The 17089-nt window shown below is 67.1% G+C and carries 15 protein-coding genes; 10 read left to right on the forward strand and 5 right to left on the reverse strand.

The features are described from left to right. Positions 1-46: 46 nt before the first annotated feature. Together H7F38_RS03630 and H7F38_RS03635 are read left to right on the forward strand one after the other, a co-directional pair. Positions 47-1144, forward strand: coding sequence for a LacI family DNA-binding transcriptional regulator (locus H7F38_RS03630; RefSeq protein ID WP_187092904.1), 1098 nt, complete (start codon positions 47-49; stop codon positions 1142-1144). A 9-nt stretch (positions 1145-1153) separates the two neighbouring features. After that, positions 1154-2011 (forward strand): phosphatase PAP2 family protein, encoded by an 858-nt coding sequence (locus tag H7F38_RS03635; protein ID WP_187092905.1) that lies wholly within the window; start codon positions 1154-1156, stop codon positions 2009-2011. Between the two features lie 194 nt (positions 2012-2205). Here the strand turns inward: H7F38_RS03635 and H7F38_RS03640 are convergent, their stop codons facing one another. Next, the gene (locus H7F38_RS03640) at positions 2206-3036 is read right to left on the reverse strand and encodes a hydrolase (RefSeq protein ID WP_187092906.1); all 831 of its coding nucleotides are present in this window, start codon (positions 3034-3036) and stop codon (positions 2206-2208) included. A gap of 359 nt (positions 3037-3395) precedes the next feature. Between H7F38_RS03640 and H7F38_RS03645 the strand changes: the two genes are divergently transcribed. The 5 genes from H7F38_RS03645 to H7F38_RS03660 all read left to right on the forward strand — a co-directional run bounded on the left by H7F38_RS03645 (position 3396) and on the right by H7F38_RS03660 (position 7332). After that, entirely contained in the window at positions 3396-4703 is a 1308-nt protein-coding gene (locus H7F38_RS03645) for a PLP-dependent aminotransferase family protein (RefSeq protein ID WP_187092907.1), read from the forward strand. A 111-nt stretch (positions 4704-4814) separates the two neighbouring features. Further along, positions 4815-5792 (forward strand): D-alanine--D-alanine ligase, encoded by a 978-nt coding sequence (locus tag H7F38_RS03650; RefSeq protein ID WP_187092908.1) that lies wholly within the window; start codon positions 4815-4817, stop codon positions 5790-5792. Positions 5793-6176: 384 nt separating this feature from the next. Beyond that, complete coding sequence (locus tag H7F38_RS25830; protein WP_255498229.1) at positions 6177-6311, forward strand: hypothetical protein; 135 nt, start codon at positions 6177-6179, stop codon at positions 6309-6311. After that, the gene (locus H7F38_RS03655) at positions 6308-6901 is read left to right on the forward strand and encodes a PRC-barrel domain-containing protein (RefSeq protein ID WP_187092909.1); all 594 of its coding nucleotides are present in this window, start codon (positions 6308-6310) and stop codon (positions 6899-6901) included. Before H7F38_RS25830 ends, H7F38_RS03655 begins: the two co-directional genes overlap by 4 nt. After that, complete coding sequence (locus H7F38_RS03660) at positions 6901-7332, forward strand: PRC-barrel domain-containing protein (RefSeq protein ID WP_187092910.1); 432 nt, start codon at positions 6901-6903, stop codon at positions 7330-7332. The genes H7F38_RS03655 and H7F38_RS03660 overlap by 1 nt, the downstream gene beginning before the upstream one ends. A gap of 53 nt (positions 7333-7385) precedes the next feature. Here the strand turns inward: H7F38_RS03660 and speB are convergent, their stop codons facing one another. From speB to H7F38_RS03675, 3 genes are all read right to left on the reverse strand, one after another. Next, a complete protein-coding gene (gene speB, locus H7F38_RS03665; protein ID WP_255498230.1) occupies positions 7386-8561 on the reverse strand; it encodes an agmatinase in 1176 nt (391 codons plus the stop codon). Between the two features lie 152 nt (positions 8562-8713). Further along, positions 8714-9388: a tellurium resistance protein gene (locus tag H7F38_RS03670; RefSeq protein WP_187094457.1), complete on the reverse strand. Its 675-nt coding sequence runs from the start codon at positions 9386-9388 to the stop codon at positions 8714-8716. A gap of 522 nt (positions 9389-9910) precedes the next feature. Next, positions 9911-10486, reverse strand: coding sequence for a TerD family protein (locus H7F38_RS03675; RefSeq protein ID WP_187092911.1), 576 nt, complete (start codon positions 10484-10486; stop codon positions 9911-9913). Between the two features lie 339 nt (positions 10487-10825). Between H7F38_RS03675 and H7F38_RS03680 the strand changes: the two genes are divergently transcribed. After that, complete coding sequence (locus H7F38_RS03680) at positions 10826-12052, forward strand: hypothetical protein (RefSeq protein WP_187092912.1); 1227 nt, start codon at positions 10826-10828, stop codon at positions 12050-12052. Here the strand turns inward: H7F38_RS03680 and H7F38_RS03685 are convergent, their stop codons facing one another. After that, positions 12053-13204 carry an ATP-grasp domain-containing protein gene (locus H7F38_RS03685; protein WP_187092913.1) on the reverse strand — a complete coding sequence of 384 codons (1152 nt, stop codon included), beginning with the start codon at positions 13202-13204 and terminating at the stop codon, positions 12053-12055. A 121-nt stretch (positions 13205-13325) separates the two neighbouring features. Here H7F38_RS03685 and H7F38_RS03690 point away from each other — a divergent pair, with 121 nt between their 5' ends. Both H7F38_RS03690 and H7F38_RS03695 read left to right on the forward strand, forming a co-directional pair. Next, on the forward strand, positions 13326-14480 hold the full coding sequence (locus tag H7F38_RS03690) for an HpcH/HpaI aldolase/citrate lyase family protein (protein ID WP_187092914.1): 1155 nt from the start codon (positions 13326-13328) through the stop codon (positions 14478-14480). Between the two features lie 2 nt (positions 14481-14482). Beyond that, entirely contained in the window at positions 14483-17086 is a 2604-nt protein-coding gene (locus tag H7F38_RS03695; protein WP_187092915.1) for a phosphoribosyltransferase, read from the forward strand. Positions 17087-17089 lie beyond the last annotated feature (3 nt).

The raw sequence follows: 17089 nt of genomic DNA on the forward strand, positions 1-17089 counted from the left end.
GCGATTTCACCTGCTCACCGCACACTCGACGACCATACTGGGCGGGATGACCCTCACCCCAGGTCCGGACGGCCCTGCTCCGCCGGCGCCGACGATCCGGAACGTGGCCGCCGCCGCCGGGGTGTCGAAGTCGCTGGTGTCCCTCGTCCTGCAGGGCTCTCCGCAGGTCAGCCCAGGTAAGCGCGCGCTCGTCGTGGCCGCGATCGAGGCGCTGGGCTACCGGCCCAACGCAGCTGCGCGCAGCCTCACCCAGCGCCGGACCCGCGCGGTCGGGTTGCTCATGAACGACCTGCGCAACCCGTGGTTCGTGGAGAATCTCGAAGGGCTGAACTCCACGCTCGGGGAGCACGGCCTCAGCGTCCTGCTCGGTGACGGACGGCTGGACCGGCGCGAGGACGAGCGTCTGCTGAACACCTTCATGGACATGCGCGTCGAGGGTCTGGTACTGGTCGGCACCATGCCGGAGTCCGACGCGATGCGGGAGGCCGCCTCCCGCCTACCCACCGTCGTCGTCGGCACCCGGGACTTCGATTTCCCGCTGGCCGACGTCGCCGCCCAGGACGACCGGCACGGCATCGCCCTCGCGGTCGGACACCTAATCGACCTTGGTCATCGCCGGATCGGGCATCTGTCCGGCACGGTCGGCGGTGTGCAGGAATTGCGCAGACAGTCCTACCTCGAGGTGATGACGGAGGCCGGACTGGCCACCATGATCACCATCGAGCCCACCGACATGACCGAGGACGGCGGCTACCACGCGGCGCTCCGAATGCTGGAGGGAAGCGTCCGCCCGACCGCCATCGTCGCGGCGAACGACGTGGTCTGCCTCGGTGCCCTCGGCGCCGCGCAGGAGCTGGGCCTCCGGGTCCCGCAGGATCTGTCGTTGACCGGTTACGACAACACCTACCTGGCCAAGCTCCGACATCTGTCCCTGACCAGCGTCGACATCTCCGGGCGTGACGTCGGCGCGCACGCCGCCGAGATGCTGCTCGCGCGGATCGAGCTGCCCACCCGGCCGGCCACCGAGTACCTGGCGCTGCCCACCCTCGCCGTCCGGAGCTCGACCGGTCCGCCACCCGCTGCGCCCCCCGCGCCCACTGCGCCGGCGGGGGATCACATCAACATCGGGCGAACAGGACGTTAAAGTTCTCCCGTGCCCCACCCGCCCACCGCCGAACTCAACTGGTGGCAGGCCGGGCTGCTGGCTCTGGCGTTGTTCACGCTCGCCTTCGGGCTGGCCCTGGTCCGGGCACGGTGGGCCGGGAAGGTCACGCCGTTCCTGCGGGAGGCCGGCATCGTCGCCGTGCTCTTCTCGCTCTGGCAGCGGGCCGGGCAGCTCTCGCAGCACAGCACCACCGACGCCTTCGACCGCGGTCGCTGGATCAACACCGCCGAACGATTCCTGCACCTGCCGAACGAACGGCACCTGGAGATGGGGCTCGTCGACCATCCGATGCTTGGCCAGCTGGCCAATCTGTACTACGCGGTGATGCATCTGAGCACGACCGGAGCCATGCTGTTCTGGCTGTTCTGGCGTCATCGGGACAAGTACCCCCGGGTGCGGACAGCGCTGGCGATCTTCACCGGGTTGGCCCTGCTGGTGCAGTTGATCGCCGTCGCACCACCGCGCCTGCTGCCCGAACTCGGGTTCATCGACATCGCGGTGAGGTACGGGCAGTCCGTCTACAGCGGCGGCGGGTTCAGCGCGCAGGAGCTTCTCGCCATGCCGTCGGTGCACATCGGTTGGGCGGTGATGGTGGCCGGTGCGGTGATCTACGCCAGCACCAGCCGCTTCCGCTGGCTGATCGTCCTGCACCCGTTGATCACGCTGTACGTCGTCACGGCCACCGGCAATCACTGGTGGTTCGACAGCATCGCCTCGGCGCTCCTGCTGGCGATCGTGGTCGGCGGTCAGCTCGCATGGTTCCGGTGGCGAGCCCGCCGCATCGAACCCACGGCCGCCCCGGCCGCAGCCGGCTCCGAACTCGGGTCGGTGCCGGCCGCCTCCTGAGACGAGGTCGAGGTCGCGCTGGAAGCAGGTGGGAATCTCGCGTGACCGCACACCGCAGCACGGTGCGGTCTGCCCCGGACTATGACCAGAACAACACCGGCGATGGGGTCGCGGGGCTCCAGATCACGGTCGAGACCGTCTAGCGTGGAGGACATCCCGCAGCCGGGTGGTCGACCATCCGGCTGCGGGGTTCCTCATTCCTCGTCAGGGTCGCGGATCTCGTCGCGGAGCCAGCCGATGTAGCGGGCCGCAGACGTCCGAACCGCGGCCGCAGCGCCACTGTCGATGACTTTGCCGTCGAACGCACCGTAGATGCGGTCGAACTCCAGCTCCCCGACCGTGTCCGCGATCTGACGCACCAGCCGCTCGGGCAGCGGGATCAGGTTCGGGTAGCTCCGCATGAACGACACCGTCGTCCGGTCCGCATTGACCATCAGCGTGTCGCCGACGAACAGGACACCGCGACCGCCTGCACCCTCCGCCCAGTGCAGCACCGCACTCCCGGGAAAGTGGCCGCCGCACTGGACCAGTTCCACTCCGGGCAGTACCTGCTGGCGGCCGCTCCAGAGCCGGATCTGATCGTCCGGACGCCTGATCCACCGTCGGTCGGACTCGGCGTAGTAGATCGGTACACCGTCGAACGCCTTGCTCCAGGTCACCGAGCAACCCACCAGATGGGGGTGGCTCGAGGCGATGGCGGCCACCCCGCCGAGTTCCCTCGCGGCGTCGATCATCTGCTGGTCGAGGTAGGCCGGCGGCTCCCAGAGGACATTCCCGGCCGGGCTGCGCAGCAACAGCCCCCGCTGCCCGATCCCGATCGACGGGCTGACCTGTACGGCAGACAGCTCCGGCTCGATCTCGGTGAAGGACCCGGCGAACCGGCCCGTCATCTCCCTGATCGACGTCCATTGCTGCCCACCGGTCGGTACGTACTGACGCTCGTCGGTGCAGATCGCGCACCTGGCCGGCGGCCGCGCCATGTTCGCGTGCTCCACACCGCACGCCGAGCAGATCCACACCGTCATGGACCCACCCTGTCATCGCCGCCCGCCGAGGGATCGAAGGGGGCGTCCGATTGGAGGGGTCATCGTCAGAAGGATGGCGGTCGCTTCGCGGAGGACGTCGCGCTGCGGTCCCCGGCGGGCGATACCGAAGGTCTCAGTCCCCGTAGTCGGGCGACGGAGACCTTCGGTATCGGCAGTTGTGGACAACCGGGGCGGGCAACATGCCGAAAGCGGCGACGAGGGCCCCGCGCACGTGACGGGCAACCAGGCGCCGACCTACGGCGTCGACGGTAGGATTCATCCAACCCGCCCCGGCACCGACCATCCTCTCGACGCGCCCCGACCCGGCCCGGCGGCGGTACGACGGCAAGGAAAGCCACATGACCGGGAACAGCCTGGACCGACACATGCCCTTGTACGCGCAGCGCACGGCTGGCATGCGAGCTTCGGCAGTCCGGTCGCTGTTCGCAGTGGCCAACCGCCCCGAGGTCGTCTCGCTGGCCGGCGGAATGCCCTATCTGCAGTCCTTGCCGTTGGAGAGCGTGGCCGCGGAAGCGGCGAAGCTCATCGCCGAGGACGGCCTCGTCGCCCTGCAGTACGGGTCCGGTCAGGGCATTCTCGAACTGCGCGAACAGATCTGCCAGGTGATGGCGCTCGAGGGCATCAGCGCGCACCCGGACGACGTCACGGTCACGCTCGGTTCGCAGATGGCGCTTGATCTGGTCACCCGGATCTTCTGCGATCCCGGCGACGTGATCCTGGCCGAGGCGCCTTCCTACGTCGGTGCGCTGTCCACCTTCGCGTCGTACCAGGCGAGCGTCGTGCACATCGAGATGGACAGCGACGGCCTCATCCCCTCCGCCGTTTCGGCCGCCATCGAGACGGTCCGGGCTCAGGGCCGACGGATCAAGCTTCTGTACACGATTCCCAACTTCCACAACCCGGCCGGCGTCACCATGTCGACGGAACGACGAATCGAGCTCGCGCAGATCTGCCGCGACGCCGGCATTCCGATCCTCGAGGACAACCCCTACGGACTGCTCGGATTCGACGACAAGGTGCGCCGCGCGATCCGTGCCGACGACCCGAACAATGTCATCTACCTCGGCTCGTTCTCCAAGACGTTCGCTCCTGGTCTCCGGGTCGGGTGGGTGCTGGCGCCGCACGCCGTGCGGGAGAAGCTGGTGCTGGCCAACGAGAGTGCCACGCTCAACCCCCCGGTCTTCAACCAGATGCTGGTCTCCCGCTACCTGGCCAACTTCGACTGGCAGAGCCAGGTGAAGACGTACCGGCAGACCTATGCCGAGCGCCGCGATGCGATGATCTCCGCCCTGGAGACCCACCTGCCGCAGGGCACCACCTGGACTCGGCCGGAGGGTGGGTTCTACGTCTGGGTGACGCTCCCCGAGGGCTTCGACACCCAGGCCATGCTGCCAAGAGCCACCACCGCGCTTGTCGCCTACGTCCCTGGAACCGCTTTCTACGCCGACGGTCTCGGCTCACGGCAGATGCGACTGTCGTTCTGCTTCCCCACTCCGGAACGCATCGTCGAGGGTGTCCGGCGGCTGGCCGCGGTCCTGGAGAGCGAGATGGAAGTGATGAAGACCTTCGGGTTCAACGGTCCGGCCGCCCTCCCGGCGCGCCGTGCGAACCGCGGTCCGTCGTCACCGGCAACCGACATCTACTGAGCTTGACACCCACCCAGCCCGAGACAGACCAAGACTCCGACCGACCGAGACCACACCGACCGAGCAGCCACCGACCGAGACCTCGAACACTCTTCAGATGCGGAACTCACGATGACCGATCGTCATGTGGTGGTACTGGCCGGCGGACTCACGCACGAGCGCGAGGTGTCCCTACGGTCCGGGTCGCGGCTGACCGAGGCCCTGCGCCGGCAGGGTCTGGAAGTCACCGTCCGCGACGCCGATTCCGCGCTCCTGCCGTGGTTGGCCGAGAGCAAGCCTGACGCGGCGATCATCGCATTGCACGGCGGACGTGGTGAGAATGGCGCTGTGCAGGGCATTCTCGAACTCGCCGGGGTGCCCTACCTCGGGACCCGCTCGCACGACTGCCGGTTGTCGTGGGACAAGCCAACGGCCAAGACCCTCGTCAAGAGGGCCGGATTCCATACCCCCAACTGGATCACGTTGGCCCACAATACTTTTCGTGATCTCGGCGCCTCCGCACTGATCGAGGCCCTGATCGGTCACCTCGGCCTGCCGTTGATGCTCAAGCCCCACCAGGGTGGTTCGGCGCTGGGCGCCACCGTGGTGCGTCAGTCGTCGGAGGTTCCCGGCGCACTGGTCCAGGCCTTCGCCTACGGCGACGTGGTGCTCGTCGAGCAGTTCGTCGAAGGGGTCGAACTCGCCATCACCGTGATCGACGGCGCCGGTGGCCCGCGAGCCCTCCCGGCGGTAGAGATCGTTCCGGAAAGCGGTGTCTTCGACTACGAATCCCGGTACACCGCCGGTCTGACCACCTACTACACACCGGCCCGCCTCACCTTCGAGGTCGCCGCGGCCGCCGCGGACCTTGCCATCGGGGCCCACCAAGCCCTCGGCCTCCAGGACATCTCCCGGACGGATGCCATCGTCGACACCGACGGCCGGGTCCAGTTCCTCGAGGTCAACGTCTCGCCGGGGCTCACCGAGACCTCCATGCTGCCGATGTCCGTCGAGGCCGCCGGCGAGGATCTGGGCGCCGTCTACTCGCAGTTGATCGAACAGGCCATCACCCGGGCTGACGGTCCTGCGGCTGACCCGTCCGACGGCTGACTCCACGGGCTGGTCAACCCTGAGCTGGTACAGCGAGCTGCTGCGCCCCTCCCGCCGAGTGACTGGCCCGCCGAGTGACTGGGCGGCTAAACCAGCAGAGGGGAGGTACCATACATCCCTTGAGACCCGTAATGCCGGAGCTGCTCCGGTAACCGAACATTTACGACGAACCGGATGCTACGACCGCGGCGACCGCATTACGCGGCTCAAGCGTTCAACCTATGTCAGCATCGCCGGGCCGGGCGGCGCGCGCTGCACCTGGGTCAGGTCCCCGTGCACCCACCGACTTCGATCACGACACGATCACCCCGGGTTTGGCAATCTCACCGGCGGGTATCCACGAATAGCAGGTACGGCACTCGGGCCGTCTGTGCGGCGGAGGTCATGATGCAGTGGTGGGCGTGGTTGATCATCGTGATCGTGGTGATCGTGGTACTGGTGGGTGCCTTCATCGCGATCCAGGCGAAGCGCCGCAGCGGCGGCGTCATCATCAGTGACCGCAAGCGGGGGCGGAAATGAGCACCCTGGTGCGGGCCAGTGAACTCGCCGGGCGCGTCGTGGTCACCTTTGCCGGTGAGGACGTCGCCCAGATCAAGGACATCGTCTACGCCGCCAACGGTGGTCAGATCGGATCCTTCACTCTGGCCGGTCGTGGATTGTTCGCCGGTCCTCTGAAGGTGGCGCTCCCCTGGGCTGCAGTCGCCGGTCTCGGACCGGACGCCGTGATGATCGAGTCGGAAGCCGTGCTCGTTCCGCTCGCCGAGGCCTTCGAATCCTCGGATGGCCCGGTCGCCTCCGGCAAAGCCGACATCCTCAAGTCCGAGGTCCTGACCGACGCCGGCACCTCCCTCGGTCGCGTGTCGGACGTCATCATCGGCATCGGCGAGAGCCAGGGCGGCCAGGCGGACGTGGTCGGCTACCAGATCGACCCGGTCGAAAGCCTCGGGCGTGGCAAGCTGCCCCTGCTCATTCCGCTGCCGGACACGTTGTCTGCCTCGGGCGAGCATCTGATGGTGCCGGCGGCGGCGGCCAACTACCTCACTGACAACCTGGCAGGCTTCGGCTCCGCCATCGACGCGTTCCGTTCGCAGCTGGGTGGAGTTTCCTGATGTTGTTCTCCGAAGCCTCCGGACACAAGGTCGTCAGCACCGGTAACGCTGCCACCGTCGGGCACGTCGGGTCGTTCGTGATCGACCCGACGGTGCAGAAAGTGGTCGCCCTCTCGCTGAAGAAGACGCCGGGAACCGGGACGATCCTCCCGTGGTCCGACGTCACCGCCTTCGGTGCCGACGCGGTCACGGTCGCCGGCGACCACCTCATCGTCGCCGAGGAGGGCACGTTCGCCGAGCTCAACTCCAAGCATCACGCCATCCTGAAGAAGAGGATCCTGACGTCGGGCGGTCAGCAGGTGGGCACCGTCCGAGATGTCGACTTCGACCCGGCAGACGGCAGCATCCTCGGCATCCTCACCGACGACCAGCCAATCGACGGCAGCAGCTTGATCGGGATCGGGTCGTACGCGGTAGTCGTCAAGATCTGACCCCGGTGGACCTGTCGCGATCAGCGGGTCCGTGGGTCGTGGGTCAGCTCGATTCAGCCGTCGGCCGGATAGCGCAACGATGCCGGGTCCGGGCGGTAACCGGGTCGCGTGACATTGCCGCCGGCCCTTTCCCGCTTCTTGTAGGCCAGCCCGGCAAGGGCCTCCAGTACCACCCGGTGGGCGTTGTTCACGGTGCTGTCGGCATGGTCGTAAGGCGGCGAGACCTCGACCACATCCATTGCCACCAATGGAGTCTCGAGCGCAATCGAGCGCACCGCTCTGAGTAGGTCGGCCGGGTTCATGCCGCCGGGTTCTGGCGTACCGGTGCCCGGTGCGAAACCAGGGTCCAGCACGTCGATGTCCACGGACAGATACAGGGCGTCACAGCCGTCCCCCGCCCGCGCGATCGCATCCGCGATCACCGGCCGCACCCCGCGCTCCCATAGTTCATGCATCAGGTGCCAGGTCATCTCGTTCTGCTGCATCCAGTCGAAGGTCTCCGGCGGCGGCCAGTAGCCGCGCAGGCCGACCTGGACGAAGTTCCTGCCGCGCACCGCACCCGACTCGATCAGCCTGCGCATCGGAGTGCCATGCGAAGCGAGATTGCCCTCGATGATGTCTGCCGTGTCAGCGTGGGCGTCGAAGTGCAGCAGACCCAGCTTGCCCCAGCCGAACTTTCGCGCCACCGCGGTGGCAGACGGCCAGGTGATCGAATGATCGCCGCCGATGACGATGGGCATGGCTCCGGCGACCAGTACGCCGGCGACCTTGCGCTCGATGTTGCGCAGGGACGGTGCCGTCCGTCCGTGCGGGCAATGAGCATCGCCGTGGTCGACCACGTCCAGCCAGTCGTACAGTTCGATACCAAGGTCCAGATGATAGGTGCCTGGGTCATATGCGGTGGAGCGCAGGTACTTCGGCCCGAACCGGGCGCCGGCCCGGTTGGTCGTGTTGATGTCAAACGGCGCCCCGACGATGACCACGTCCGGTCTTCGGGCCGCCAGCGCAGCGGTGGTGCCGACCCAGTCCCGATTGCCGAACGTCGGCAGACCGAGATTGTCGTTCTCGTCGACGTCGACCGCGGGCGTCGTGGATGGTTCCGTGACCTGTGGGGCCTGTGGGGCCGTCACCTCTCGATCCGGGTGCACCATGCCTTCGAATGCCCAGTCGGGCAGTCCGTAGGGCAGGTCGAGGGCCGGAAGCGGGTGATCGTGGCCGTGTTGGCTCATGAACTTCAGCGATTCCTCTGCGGTCCGGGTCGAGGCAGTTGCTGGCCACTGAAACAGAAGGTCCAGCTGCTGGGCCCCGGTGTGCCACTGGTCGTGACGAGAGTTGGTGGGTAGGGCTGATCGACCTCTGGAGCAGACGCCGTCGCGCCCGCCTACTTGCGGCCCGGACTCCAGTTCATGCCCCACCCGTACTGGCGGTCGAGCACCGACTGACCACCGTTGATGTACTTGACCTCGCGCTGCACGACCAGGTCACCGTTGTTGTTGATCAGCTGCGCCACCGCGCAGATCCGGGCGGCCTGATCGCTTGCGTCGAGGCGCACCTCGATCTGGGGACCGTTGATCGGGCTCAGGGTGACGACGCCGTCGACGGCGGCCCAGTTCGGTGCGCCCTCGTAGATCATCGCGAAGATCAGGATCCGACGGAACCGACCGGGCTGATCCAGGTTGATCGACATGTTCTCGCCCGAGGTCACCGCGCCGGTACGGTCGTCGCCGTCCAGCTTGATCCACGGCGCACGGTCCAGCGATCCGAACGAGTTGCCCAGGGCCTGCACGACCCCCTTCGACCCGTCCGAGAGCTCGTAGAGGCAACCGAGATCCAGATCGACACCGCCTGAACCGCCGGCGGCCTGAGCCGCCAACCGCTTGAAGAATCCACCGGCCTTCTGACCCGACGGTGCCGCCGCCGCGCCCTGCGACCAGTTGAGATTGACGCGGATGTTGCCACTGCTCCCACCGGTCTTGGTCAAGGAGATCTGCGGGGCCGAAGCAGTGAGCGAGACCTTCTGCAACGACACACCTCCGGCCCGGCTGGGTGCCGGCACGGATGCAGTCGGTTGGTAGACGGGCGGGCCGGAAGGCGGCGGGTAGTTGGCCGGCGCACTTGGCGGCGGGTAACCGGCCGCCGAGGCCGGCGGCGGCCAGGCCGCCGTCGGCGCCGGATAGGCAGAAGGCGTCGGTGGAGCCGGCGGGCGAGGAGCCTGCGGCAGGGGGGCGGGCGCGGCGGCCGCCTCGTCCTCTTCCGGCGGCGTGTACCAGGACGGCAACCCGGAACCATTCGCAGCCGGGACCGGGGGCGCAGCCGGAGCCGCAGCCGGGGGCGTTGGACGCTTGCGCGTGTAATCGATGGCCATCATGTGCTCCTGTGCTCACTTGTTCGAAAATCTTGTCTCGCGAGGTCGTCCCGCGAGGTCGTGGGCGATCGAACCCGGCGCGGCGGACACACGAGCCAGCAGTGAGACAAGGCCAGAAGCCGGGGGCCCGCCGGACTCCGGCACCACCGATCTATCCCCGACGGCAGGTCGGGACGGCGGTACCGGAGCAGCGTCAGGCAGAAAGGAGTCGGGTCAGACGTTGACGCCGAAGTCGCGTCCGATGCCGGCAAGACCACTGGCGTAGCCCTGACCGATGGCCCGGAACTTCCACTCCGCACCGTTGCGGTACAGCTCGCCGAAGACCATGGCGGTCTCGGTGGAGGCGTCCTCGGTGAGGTCGTAGCGGGCGAGCTCGACGCTGTCGGCCTGGTTGACGACGCGGATGAACGCGTTCCGGACCTGCCCGAACGACTGCTGGCGGCTGTCGCCCTCGTAGATGGAGACAGCGAACACGACCGAGAGGACGTTCGGTGGCACCGCCGACAGATCGACCTTGACCTGCTCGTCGTCACCGTCCCCGCCACCGGTCAGGTTGTCACCGAGGTGCTCGATGGACCCGTCGGGCGAGCGCAGGTTGTTGAAGAAGATGAAGTACTGGTCGGACACGACCTTGTGGTTCTCACCCAGAGCCAGCGCGCTGGCGTCCAGGTCGAAATCCGCGCCGGTGGTGGCACGGGCATCCCAGCCCAGGCCAACCGTGACCGCCGTGAGATTCGGGGCAGCTTTCGTCAGCGAGACGTTGCCACCCTTGGTCAGGCTCACACCCATTGCCGACTCCTCCTACTGTTGTGTCGCTCGGCAGCACGCACTCGGTGCTGCCCGCCGCTGCTTCCTGCTCCTCCAACGCGCACCAGGCCCGTCAGAGTTCCTTCAGGTCGAACCTTGTTCTGCCGGATGTGCAGAATGACCGCACTCCTGCCAGCACGGAACGCTACACGCGCCAAGATCATCCGGCCCGGGGAAGCTGCAAATGGCGGCAGCGGTCCACGGTCGCAGGACTTTGCGCAGGTGATGCGCGAGGTGGGGGACCGTGTGGGGGTCCGGGTGGGGGAACGCCCGCGCCGATCGCACCGGTGGCGGCCCGGGTGATCGCCGTAGGATCGAACCATGTCCAGGAACTGGTCGGGACGCCTCACCAGGCGGCCACAGGATCAAGCCGCACAGGCCGCGCAGGATGGTGCTGTCGCAGCGTTCCTCGACCTGGACAACCGTCAGTCCTACGTCAAGGACGCCATCGACGCGGCCGGCGAGAGTTCCGTCGCCGACTCGGCGATGCTGCGCGAATGGGCGCCCGTCGCAGAGCGGAGCTTCGAGGCCTCCTCCCACTACCTGGCCACGGCCGAGAGTCATTCACTACTGGACGCTGCGGACCGCCCCACCGGCGTCGACCCGGTAGCGGCCGTGGCCGCCTTCAGCCAGGTGCACCAGGCGCTGGCCGATGCCGCAGTCGCTGTGGACGCCTTCTACCGCAAGCACTCCGTCGAACTCGAGAAAGTCAGATCGCTGAGAGCTGCGACGCCGCAGATCTCGGCAGACGCTCGCGCCTCGGCGGTCAGGGCCGAAGCCGAACTGACCAAGGCCGAGGCCGAGGGGTTCGCCTACCCCAGCGTCATGACGGCCGCCGGCGAGCTGGTCGATGCGCTCTCCTCCCTCAAGACGGCCGAGACTGTCGGCTCGCCCCTGGAGATCCGCCACACCGCGGCGGCCGTCCATGCGGCCGCCGACGCGATCACGAGCAGGATTTCCGCAGCCCGGTCGCTGTCCTCGACGGTGCGCGGGTCGCTGAGCAGCGTGAAGACCAGGATCGAGGCGGTGACGACCCGGCTGGGAACGCTGCCGACGACCAAGTCGGCGCTCCTGCGCGAGTTCTCGGTGGACTGCTCCAAGGATCTCAACGGGGCCGACGACCGCGCCCGGAAGTCGCTCCAGGACGCCCGCGGTGAGTGGGCCGCTGCCGAGACCGCACTGCGGGCCGGGCAACCGGAACCGGCTTCCCACCATCTGACCACCGCCCGCTCCCGGCTGTCCGCGGCCGAGCACGACGGTGATTCGCTCGGCGAACGACTGCGGATCCTGCGAGCCACCAGACAGGATCCCGTGGCAGCGGCCAAGACCACCCGTTTCAAGCTTCGCGACGCCCAATTGCTCGTCGTCGACCGGGGTCTGGTGCGCCAGTGGGGTTCGGTGCTCGACGCGCAGTCCGCACGGATCGATCGCGCGACCGCCGAATTGACCGGCACCCACCCCGACTACTGGTCCTACCTCCAGACGCTGCAATCGGTCGAGGCCTTCGTCAAGAACATCATCGACCGGGTCCGCGGCGAGGCCAGGTAGTCAGTCGGCCGCGTGGCCGGTCGGTGTTGCGGCGGCAACCATGGCGTCGACCGGCGGTTCCGCCGGTTGCGTCAACGCGATGACCGACGAGACCGTGACGTATTCGGCGCCGAGCGTGGGACGCAGCCGACCCGGATCCTGACCGAGCGCAACCCGGACGGCCGCCCACGGCAGGTTCACCCCGGCCAGCGAGGTCTGATACAGACCACCGGACGGCCGAGAATTGATCTCCAGCAGCGCAGGTCGGTCGTCGAACGAGCGGAACTGCACGTTGACCAGACCGTCGAGATCGAAGTGCTGCACCAGCTCCGCCGCCAACCGGGGGAGCCTGGGATCCCCGCCGATCACCCGCTGCCGACCATTCTTCGTCCGAGGAACTGCCACCAGCGTCCGTCCGCGCTGGGCGAGGACATCAACGCTGGTCTCCGGTCCCGAGAGGTACGGCATCACCATCAGGGCCGGAATCTTGACGCCGGCCGCCTCCGCCCCGGCCAACGCACAGCGCACCGTGTCCAGTCCCACCAGGGGGCCGACCGGCCCGAGCAGGCCGGCCAGGTCCGGTCCCGTCCTGGACAGGAAACGCACACCGTCGGCGCCGACCCCGGACGTGGGTTTGAGGATGAGGGGCTCGCCGATGGTCCAGAGATCTTCGAGATCCGCGATCGCCGCATCGAACTCACCGAGCGTGCTGGCCACCCGCCACGGCGGAACCAAGGCGCTGCCGGAGAGCGCCAGATAGGTCGATGCCTTGTCGGCAAGCACGTCGACAGCCGCTGCAGGAGGGCAGATCAGCGCCGTACCAATGATTTTGAAATCCGCGGCCCGGTGCGCGACCAGCGATTGGCCGGCGACCGGCAGCAACACGTCGATGTCGTGCCGCAGGCACAGGGCCAACATCTCATCGACGAAGTCCGGATCGGTGACGACCGGTTCACGGAGACGGTGATCACTGGCAGCGAGCATCGGTGAGAATGGATCGACGTGCGAGGAGAACAACGTCACGGGGATGCCGTCTTCGTTGTGTCGCAACATGTTCAGCAGATGAACCGTTGTTGCATAGTTCCGGTTGAGCCAGATTCGAACTGATTCCACCTGTACTCCCGGCGCCGGCTCCTGGATTTGTCCTCCCCAGTTTAAACGGCCTGAGAACACCTGCCGACGCGATGTTCGTCTCCTCTCCCACTGCTGTTCACACCGGGATGCATCGAACCGGGACGAAAGGTCGAGGAGGTGAGGCACACTGGTTGCCCTGACCGCTATCGAGAGGACATCAGTGCGTCACTTCGACCACCTGGCGCAGGACCAGCGCGACGAGTTGTTCTCGGTGGGTCCGGGCGAGTTCGACCGTGACAGTTCCAGAACCGTGCTGGCCAATGCCCTCGGCGCGACCCTCTACGTCCCGGGGGTACGCGATGACCTCGTCAAGGCCATCAACAAGCGGGCGGCCGAGGGTGTTCGATCGGTCGTCATCGACCTGGAAGATGCCGTCGCGGACGACGACGTCGAACAAGCCCTGGTCAATGTGAACTGCGCACTGACCACGCTGAGCAGGTCTGAGCAGCAGACGCTGGTCTTCGTGAGAGTCCGTACACCTGAACATATCCACCAGGTCATCGATGGAATTGGTGACGCCGGTTCTGCGCTGACCGGCTTCGTCCTGCCGAAGTTCTCGGCCTCGACGGGCGCCCGGTTTCTCGGCGAGATCCTCGCTGGATCCGAACGTCTCGGCTCCAGGCTCTTCGCGATGCCCGTGCTGGAGACACCGGACGTCATCTACCGGGAGACCCGTGACGACGCGTTGTCGGCGATCCGTGATCTGCTCGGTCAGTACCGGGAGACCGTTCTGGCGGTCCGCTTCGGTGCGACGGACCTCTGCGGGCTGTATGGGATTCGACGTGACCGTGACCTCAGCATCTACCACGTCGGGGTGGTGGCGGAACTGATCTCCGAAGTGGTCAACCACCTCGGACGTGCGGACGGTACCGGCTACGCCATCAGCGGTCCCGTGTGGGAGTACTTCGCCGGGCACGAGCGGATGTTCCGTCCACAGCTACGGGCTACGCCCTTCGAGACCCGCCACGCCAAGTCGTTCCGGCACCAGTTGGTGACCAACGACGTCGACGGACTGATCCGCGAGATCGTGCTGGACCGGGCGAACGGGTTGACCGGCAAGACCGTCATCCATCCCTCGCATGTCTCTGCGGTGCATGCACTCTCGGTCGTTCCACACGAGGAGTTCAGTGATGCCAGCGACATCCTGGAGTCCGCGGAGGCCGGTGTTCGTGCGTCCGGCTACCGGAACAAGATGAACGAGATGCGTCCCCATCGTCGGTGGGCGGAGCGGATCCGTGACCGCGCCGAGGTTTTCGGCGTGGCCAATCCCGACGTCTCGCACGTCGAGATCCTGACCGCCCTGCTGGATCGGTGACCATGGCCGGATCGACCTCGCTCGGTACCTGGATGTCGGACCGATTCGGTGTCGTGCTGCGGACCACCTCCTCCCCCGTCGGACTGACCATCGAGGATCTGGTCGGTGTTGCGGCGCGCCGAAATCCACGCCGCGCTCATCTACTGGTGTCGACGGTGCTGGGCAAGCACATCCCCGTCGATCCCGAGGTGGTGACGGCAGTCGGCCGCTTGTTGGGTGAAATGGTCCGCGCGGCAATGGGATTTCCCGGGCAGAAGAGCGAGTGGGCCGAACCCGCGCGGGCGGCGATCCGGGAAGGTCGACCCGGGGCGCTGCTGGAGATGCTGGACCGCGAGTTGGACGCTCGTGCCCAGACCCCCGTCCTGGTGATCGGGTTCGCCGAGACCGCCACCGGCCTCGGTCATCTGGTCGCCGACCAACTGCGGGCCGCCTGCTACCTGCATTCCACCCGACGACCGGTCGCCGGAGTGGAGATCGCAGGTCGATTCGAGGAGGGTCATTCGCACGCGACCAGCCATCTCCTGCTTCCCGTGCCGAACACGCTGCTGGACGGGGCGGACCTGCTCGTGCTGGTCGACGACGAACTCTCCACCGGCCGCACCGCGATGGGGACCATCGAGCAGGCGCACGCCCGTCGGCCCCGGGGCCGATACGTGGTGGCGAGTCTGATCGACCTCCGCGATGCCGATGACGAGGCCGAGATGCGTTCCCTGGCAGAGCGTCTGGCCTGCCGGATCGACGTGGTGTCGTTGGTCCGTGGCTCGGTCGACCTCCCGGACGACCTGACCGCGACGGTGGCCGCCGAGATGGCCGGGTTGGACGCCGAACCGACCGGGCCGGTCGGACCCGGTGCGTCGGCCGGTGGGCTCGCCGGGCCCAAGGTGTCGGCGACCGTCGCCCTGGTCGAGATCGATTGGCCTGTAGATCTTCCCGACGGTGGTCGGCACGGATTTCTCGACGCAGACCGACTGCGATTCGATCGTGCCACAGGAAGGGCCGGAGAGATCCTGACCGAAGCTGTGGTACGCGCCCTGGAGGGTTCGGCGAGCCGCAAGGTCACGGTGGTGGGTACCGAGGAGTTGATGTATCTACCCCTGCGGCTGGCTCAGCAGTTGAGTCGTCATCGGCACCTCGAAGTGAGTTTCCAGTCGACCTCGCGCTCGCCGGTCCTGGCCGTGGACGACGCGGGGTATCCGGTCCGCCGTCATTTCCGCTTCGCCGACTCCGAGGGCGATCCCGACGTGCCGCGGTTCCTCTACAACGTGCACGCGCTGCACACCGATGATCGACCGTCGGATCTGGTGGTGCTGGTGACGGATTCGGCCGCCGACTCCGCCGTGCTCCACGGCCCGTCCGGTCCGGTCGCCGCCCTGCGCTCCGCCGGCCTTGACGTGCTGCTGGCGATCATCGGGCCGGTCGACCCCGGTGCCCTGGCAACCGCCCGCACGGTCCGGCGCGTTCGACCGCCCCGGGGCCTGCCGGAGCCGCTGGTCGGGCCGGGGTTCGGGTCCTACGCTGCTGACGAGGTCAGGTGGCTGCTCACCGATCTCTCCGATCTGGACCTGGAGGGTGAGGTGGCCGATCGGGAGGCCGCGATCCAGGCCGGCACCGCGCACTACGCCGAATCCCTGCCCGTGGAATTCCAGCCCGACCAGAATTATCAGGACCTTTTCGACGTGGTATTGGCCGATTCGGCGGAACGCTTGGCCACGGCCGTGGGTCTGGTGACGGAACTGGTGCTGGCGGAGCGTGGCCAGGACATCGTGCTTGCATCATTGGCTCGCGCCGGAACCCCGATCGGGATATTGATGCACCGCTGGGCTCTGTTCCGGCATGATCTGACGGTCCCGCACTATGCTCTGTCGATCGTCCGTGGCCGGGGAATTGATCCGGTGGCTCTGAGATACATTGCCGCACATCATGATTCAAGCAAAGTGGTGTTCGTCGACGGATGGACGGGCAAGGGGGCGATCGCCAAAGAGCTGACGTCGGCGCTGGCAGCGGTGCGGCGCGACTACGGGCTCGATTTCAACGACGACCTAGCGGTCTTGGCCGATCCTGGTCATTGCGTCCGGACGTTCGGTACTCGTGATGACTTTCTGATTGCCTCTGCGTGTTTGAATTCGACGGTGTCGGGATTGGTGTCGCGTACCGTTCTCAACGATGCCTATCTGGCGCCCGGACAATTCCACGGTGCGAAATTCTATTCCGAACTCGCCTCCGGTGACGTATCGAATGTGCTGCTGGACAGGGTCGCTGCAGCGTTTCCAGCGGTCGTGGACCGCGTGTCGATGGAGTTGCCGACGTTGGCGACGTGCGACCGCGAGCCGACCTTCGCCGGATGGCGCGCGATCGAGGCCATCGCGGCCGAGTACGGGATCGAGTCGGTGAACTTCGTCAAACCCGGTGTCGGAGAGACTACCCGGGTGCTGCTGCGCCGGGTCCCCTGGCGAATTCTGGTCAAACAGGAGGGCAATCCGGATCACGAGCATCTGCGCCTGCTGGCCCAGCAGCGGGGGGTACCGGTCGAGGTTCGTCCTGACCTGCCGTACTCGTGCGTCGGACTGATCCGCCGCATGTCCACATCAGAACCAGGGGAAAGTTGAACA

The organism is Nakamurella sp. PAMC28650 (assembly GCF_014303395.1).
In the GTDB taxonomy this organism is placed as follows: Bacteria; Actinomycetota; Actinomycetes; order Mycobacteriales; family Nakamurellaceae; genus Nakamurella.

Bases quoted from the DNA above. Each gene is read 5' to 3' on its own strand.
- H7F38_RS03680 (WP_187092912.1), top strand. From the start codon at position 10,826: ATGTCCAGGAACTGGTCGGGACGCCTCACCAGGCGGCCACAGGATCAA.
- H7F38_RS03675 (WP_187092911.1), bottom strand. From the start codon at position 10,486: ATGGGTGTGAGCCTGACCAAGGGTGGCAACGTCTCGCTGACGAAAGCT.
- H7F38_RS25830 (WP_255498229.1), top strand. From the start codon at position 6,177: ATGATGCAGTGGTGGGCGTGGTTGATCATCGTGATCGTGGTGATCGTG.
- H7F38_RS03630 (WP_187092904.1), top strand. From the start codon at position 47: ATGACCCTCACCCCAGGTCCGGACGGCCCTGCTCCGCCGGCGCCGACG.
- H7F38_RS03695 (WP_187092915.1), top strand. From the start codon at position 14,483: ATGGCCGGATCGACCTCGCTCGGTACCTGGATGTCGGACCGATTCGGT.
- H7F38_RS03655 (WP_187092909.1), top strand. From the start codon at position 6,308: ATGAGCACCCTGGTGCGGGCCAGTGAACTCGCCGGGCGCGTCGTGGTC.
- speB (WP_255498230.1), bottom strand. From the start codon at position 8,561: ATGAGCCAACACGGCCACGATCACCCGCTTCCGGCCCTCGACCTGCCC.
- H7F38_RS03660 (WP_187092910.1), top strand. From the start codon at position 6,901: ATGTTGTTCTCCGAAGCCTCCGGACACAAGGTCGTCAGCACCGGTAAC.
- H7F38_RS03650 (WP_187092908.1), top strand. From the start codon at position 4,815: ATGACCGATCGTCATGTGGTGGTACTGGCCGGCGGACTCACGCACGAG.
- H7F38_RS03645 (WP_187092907.1), top strand. From the start codon at position 3,396: ATGACCGGGAACAGCCTGGACCGACACATGCCCTTGTACGCGCAGCGC.
- H7F38_RS03640 (WP_187092906.1), bottom strand. From the start codon at position 3,036: ATGACGGTGTGGATCTGCTCGGCGTGCGGTGTGGAGCACGCGAACATG.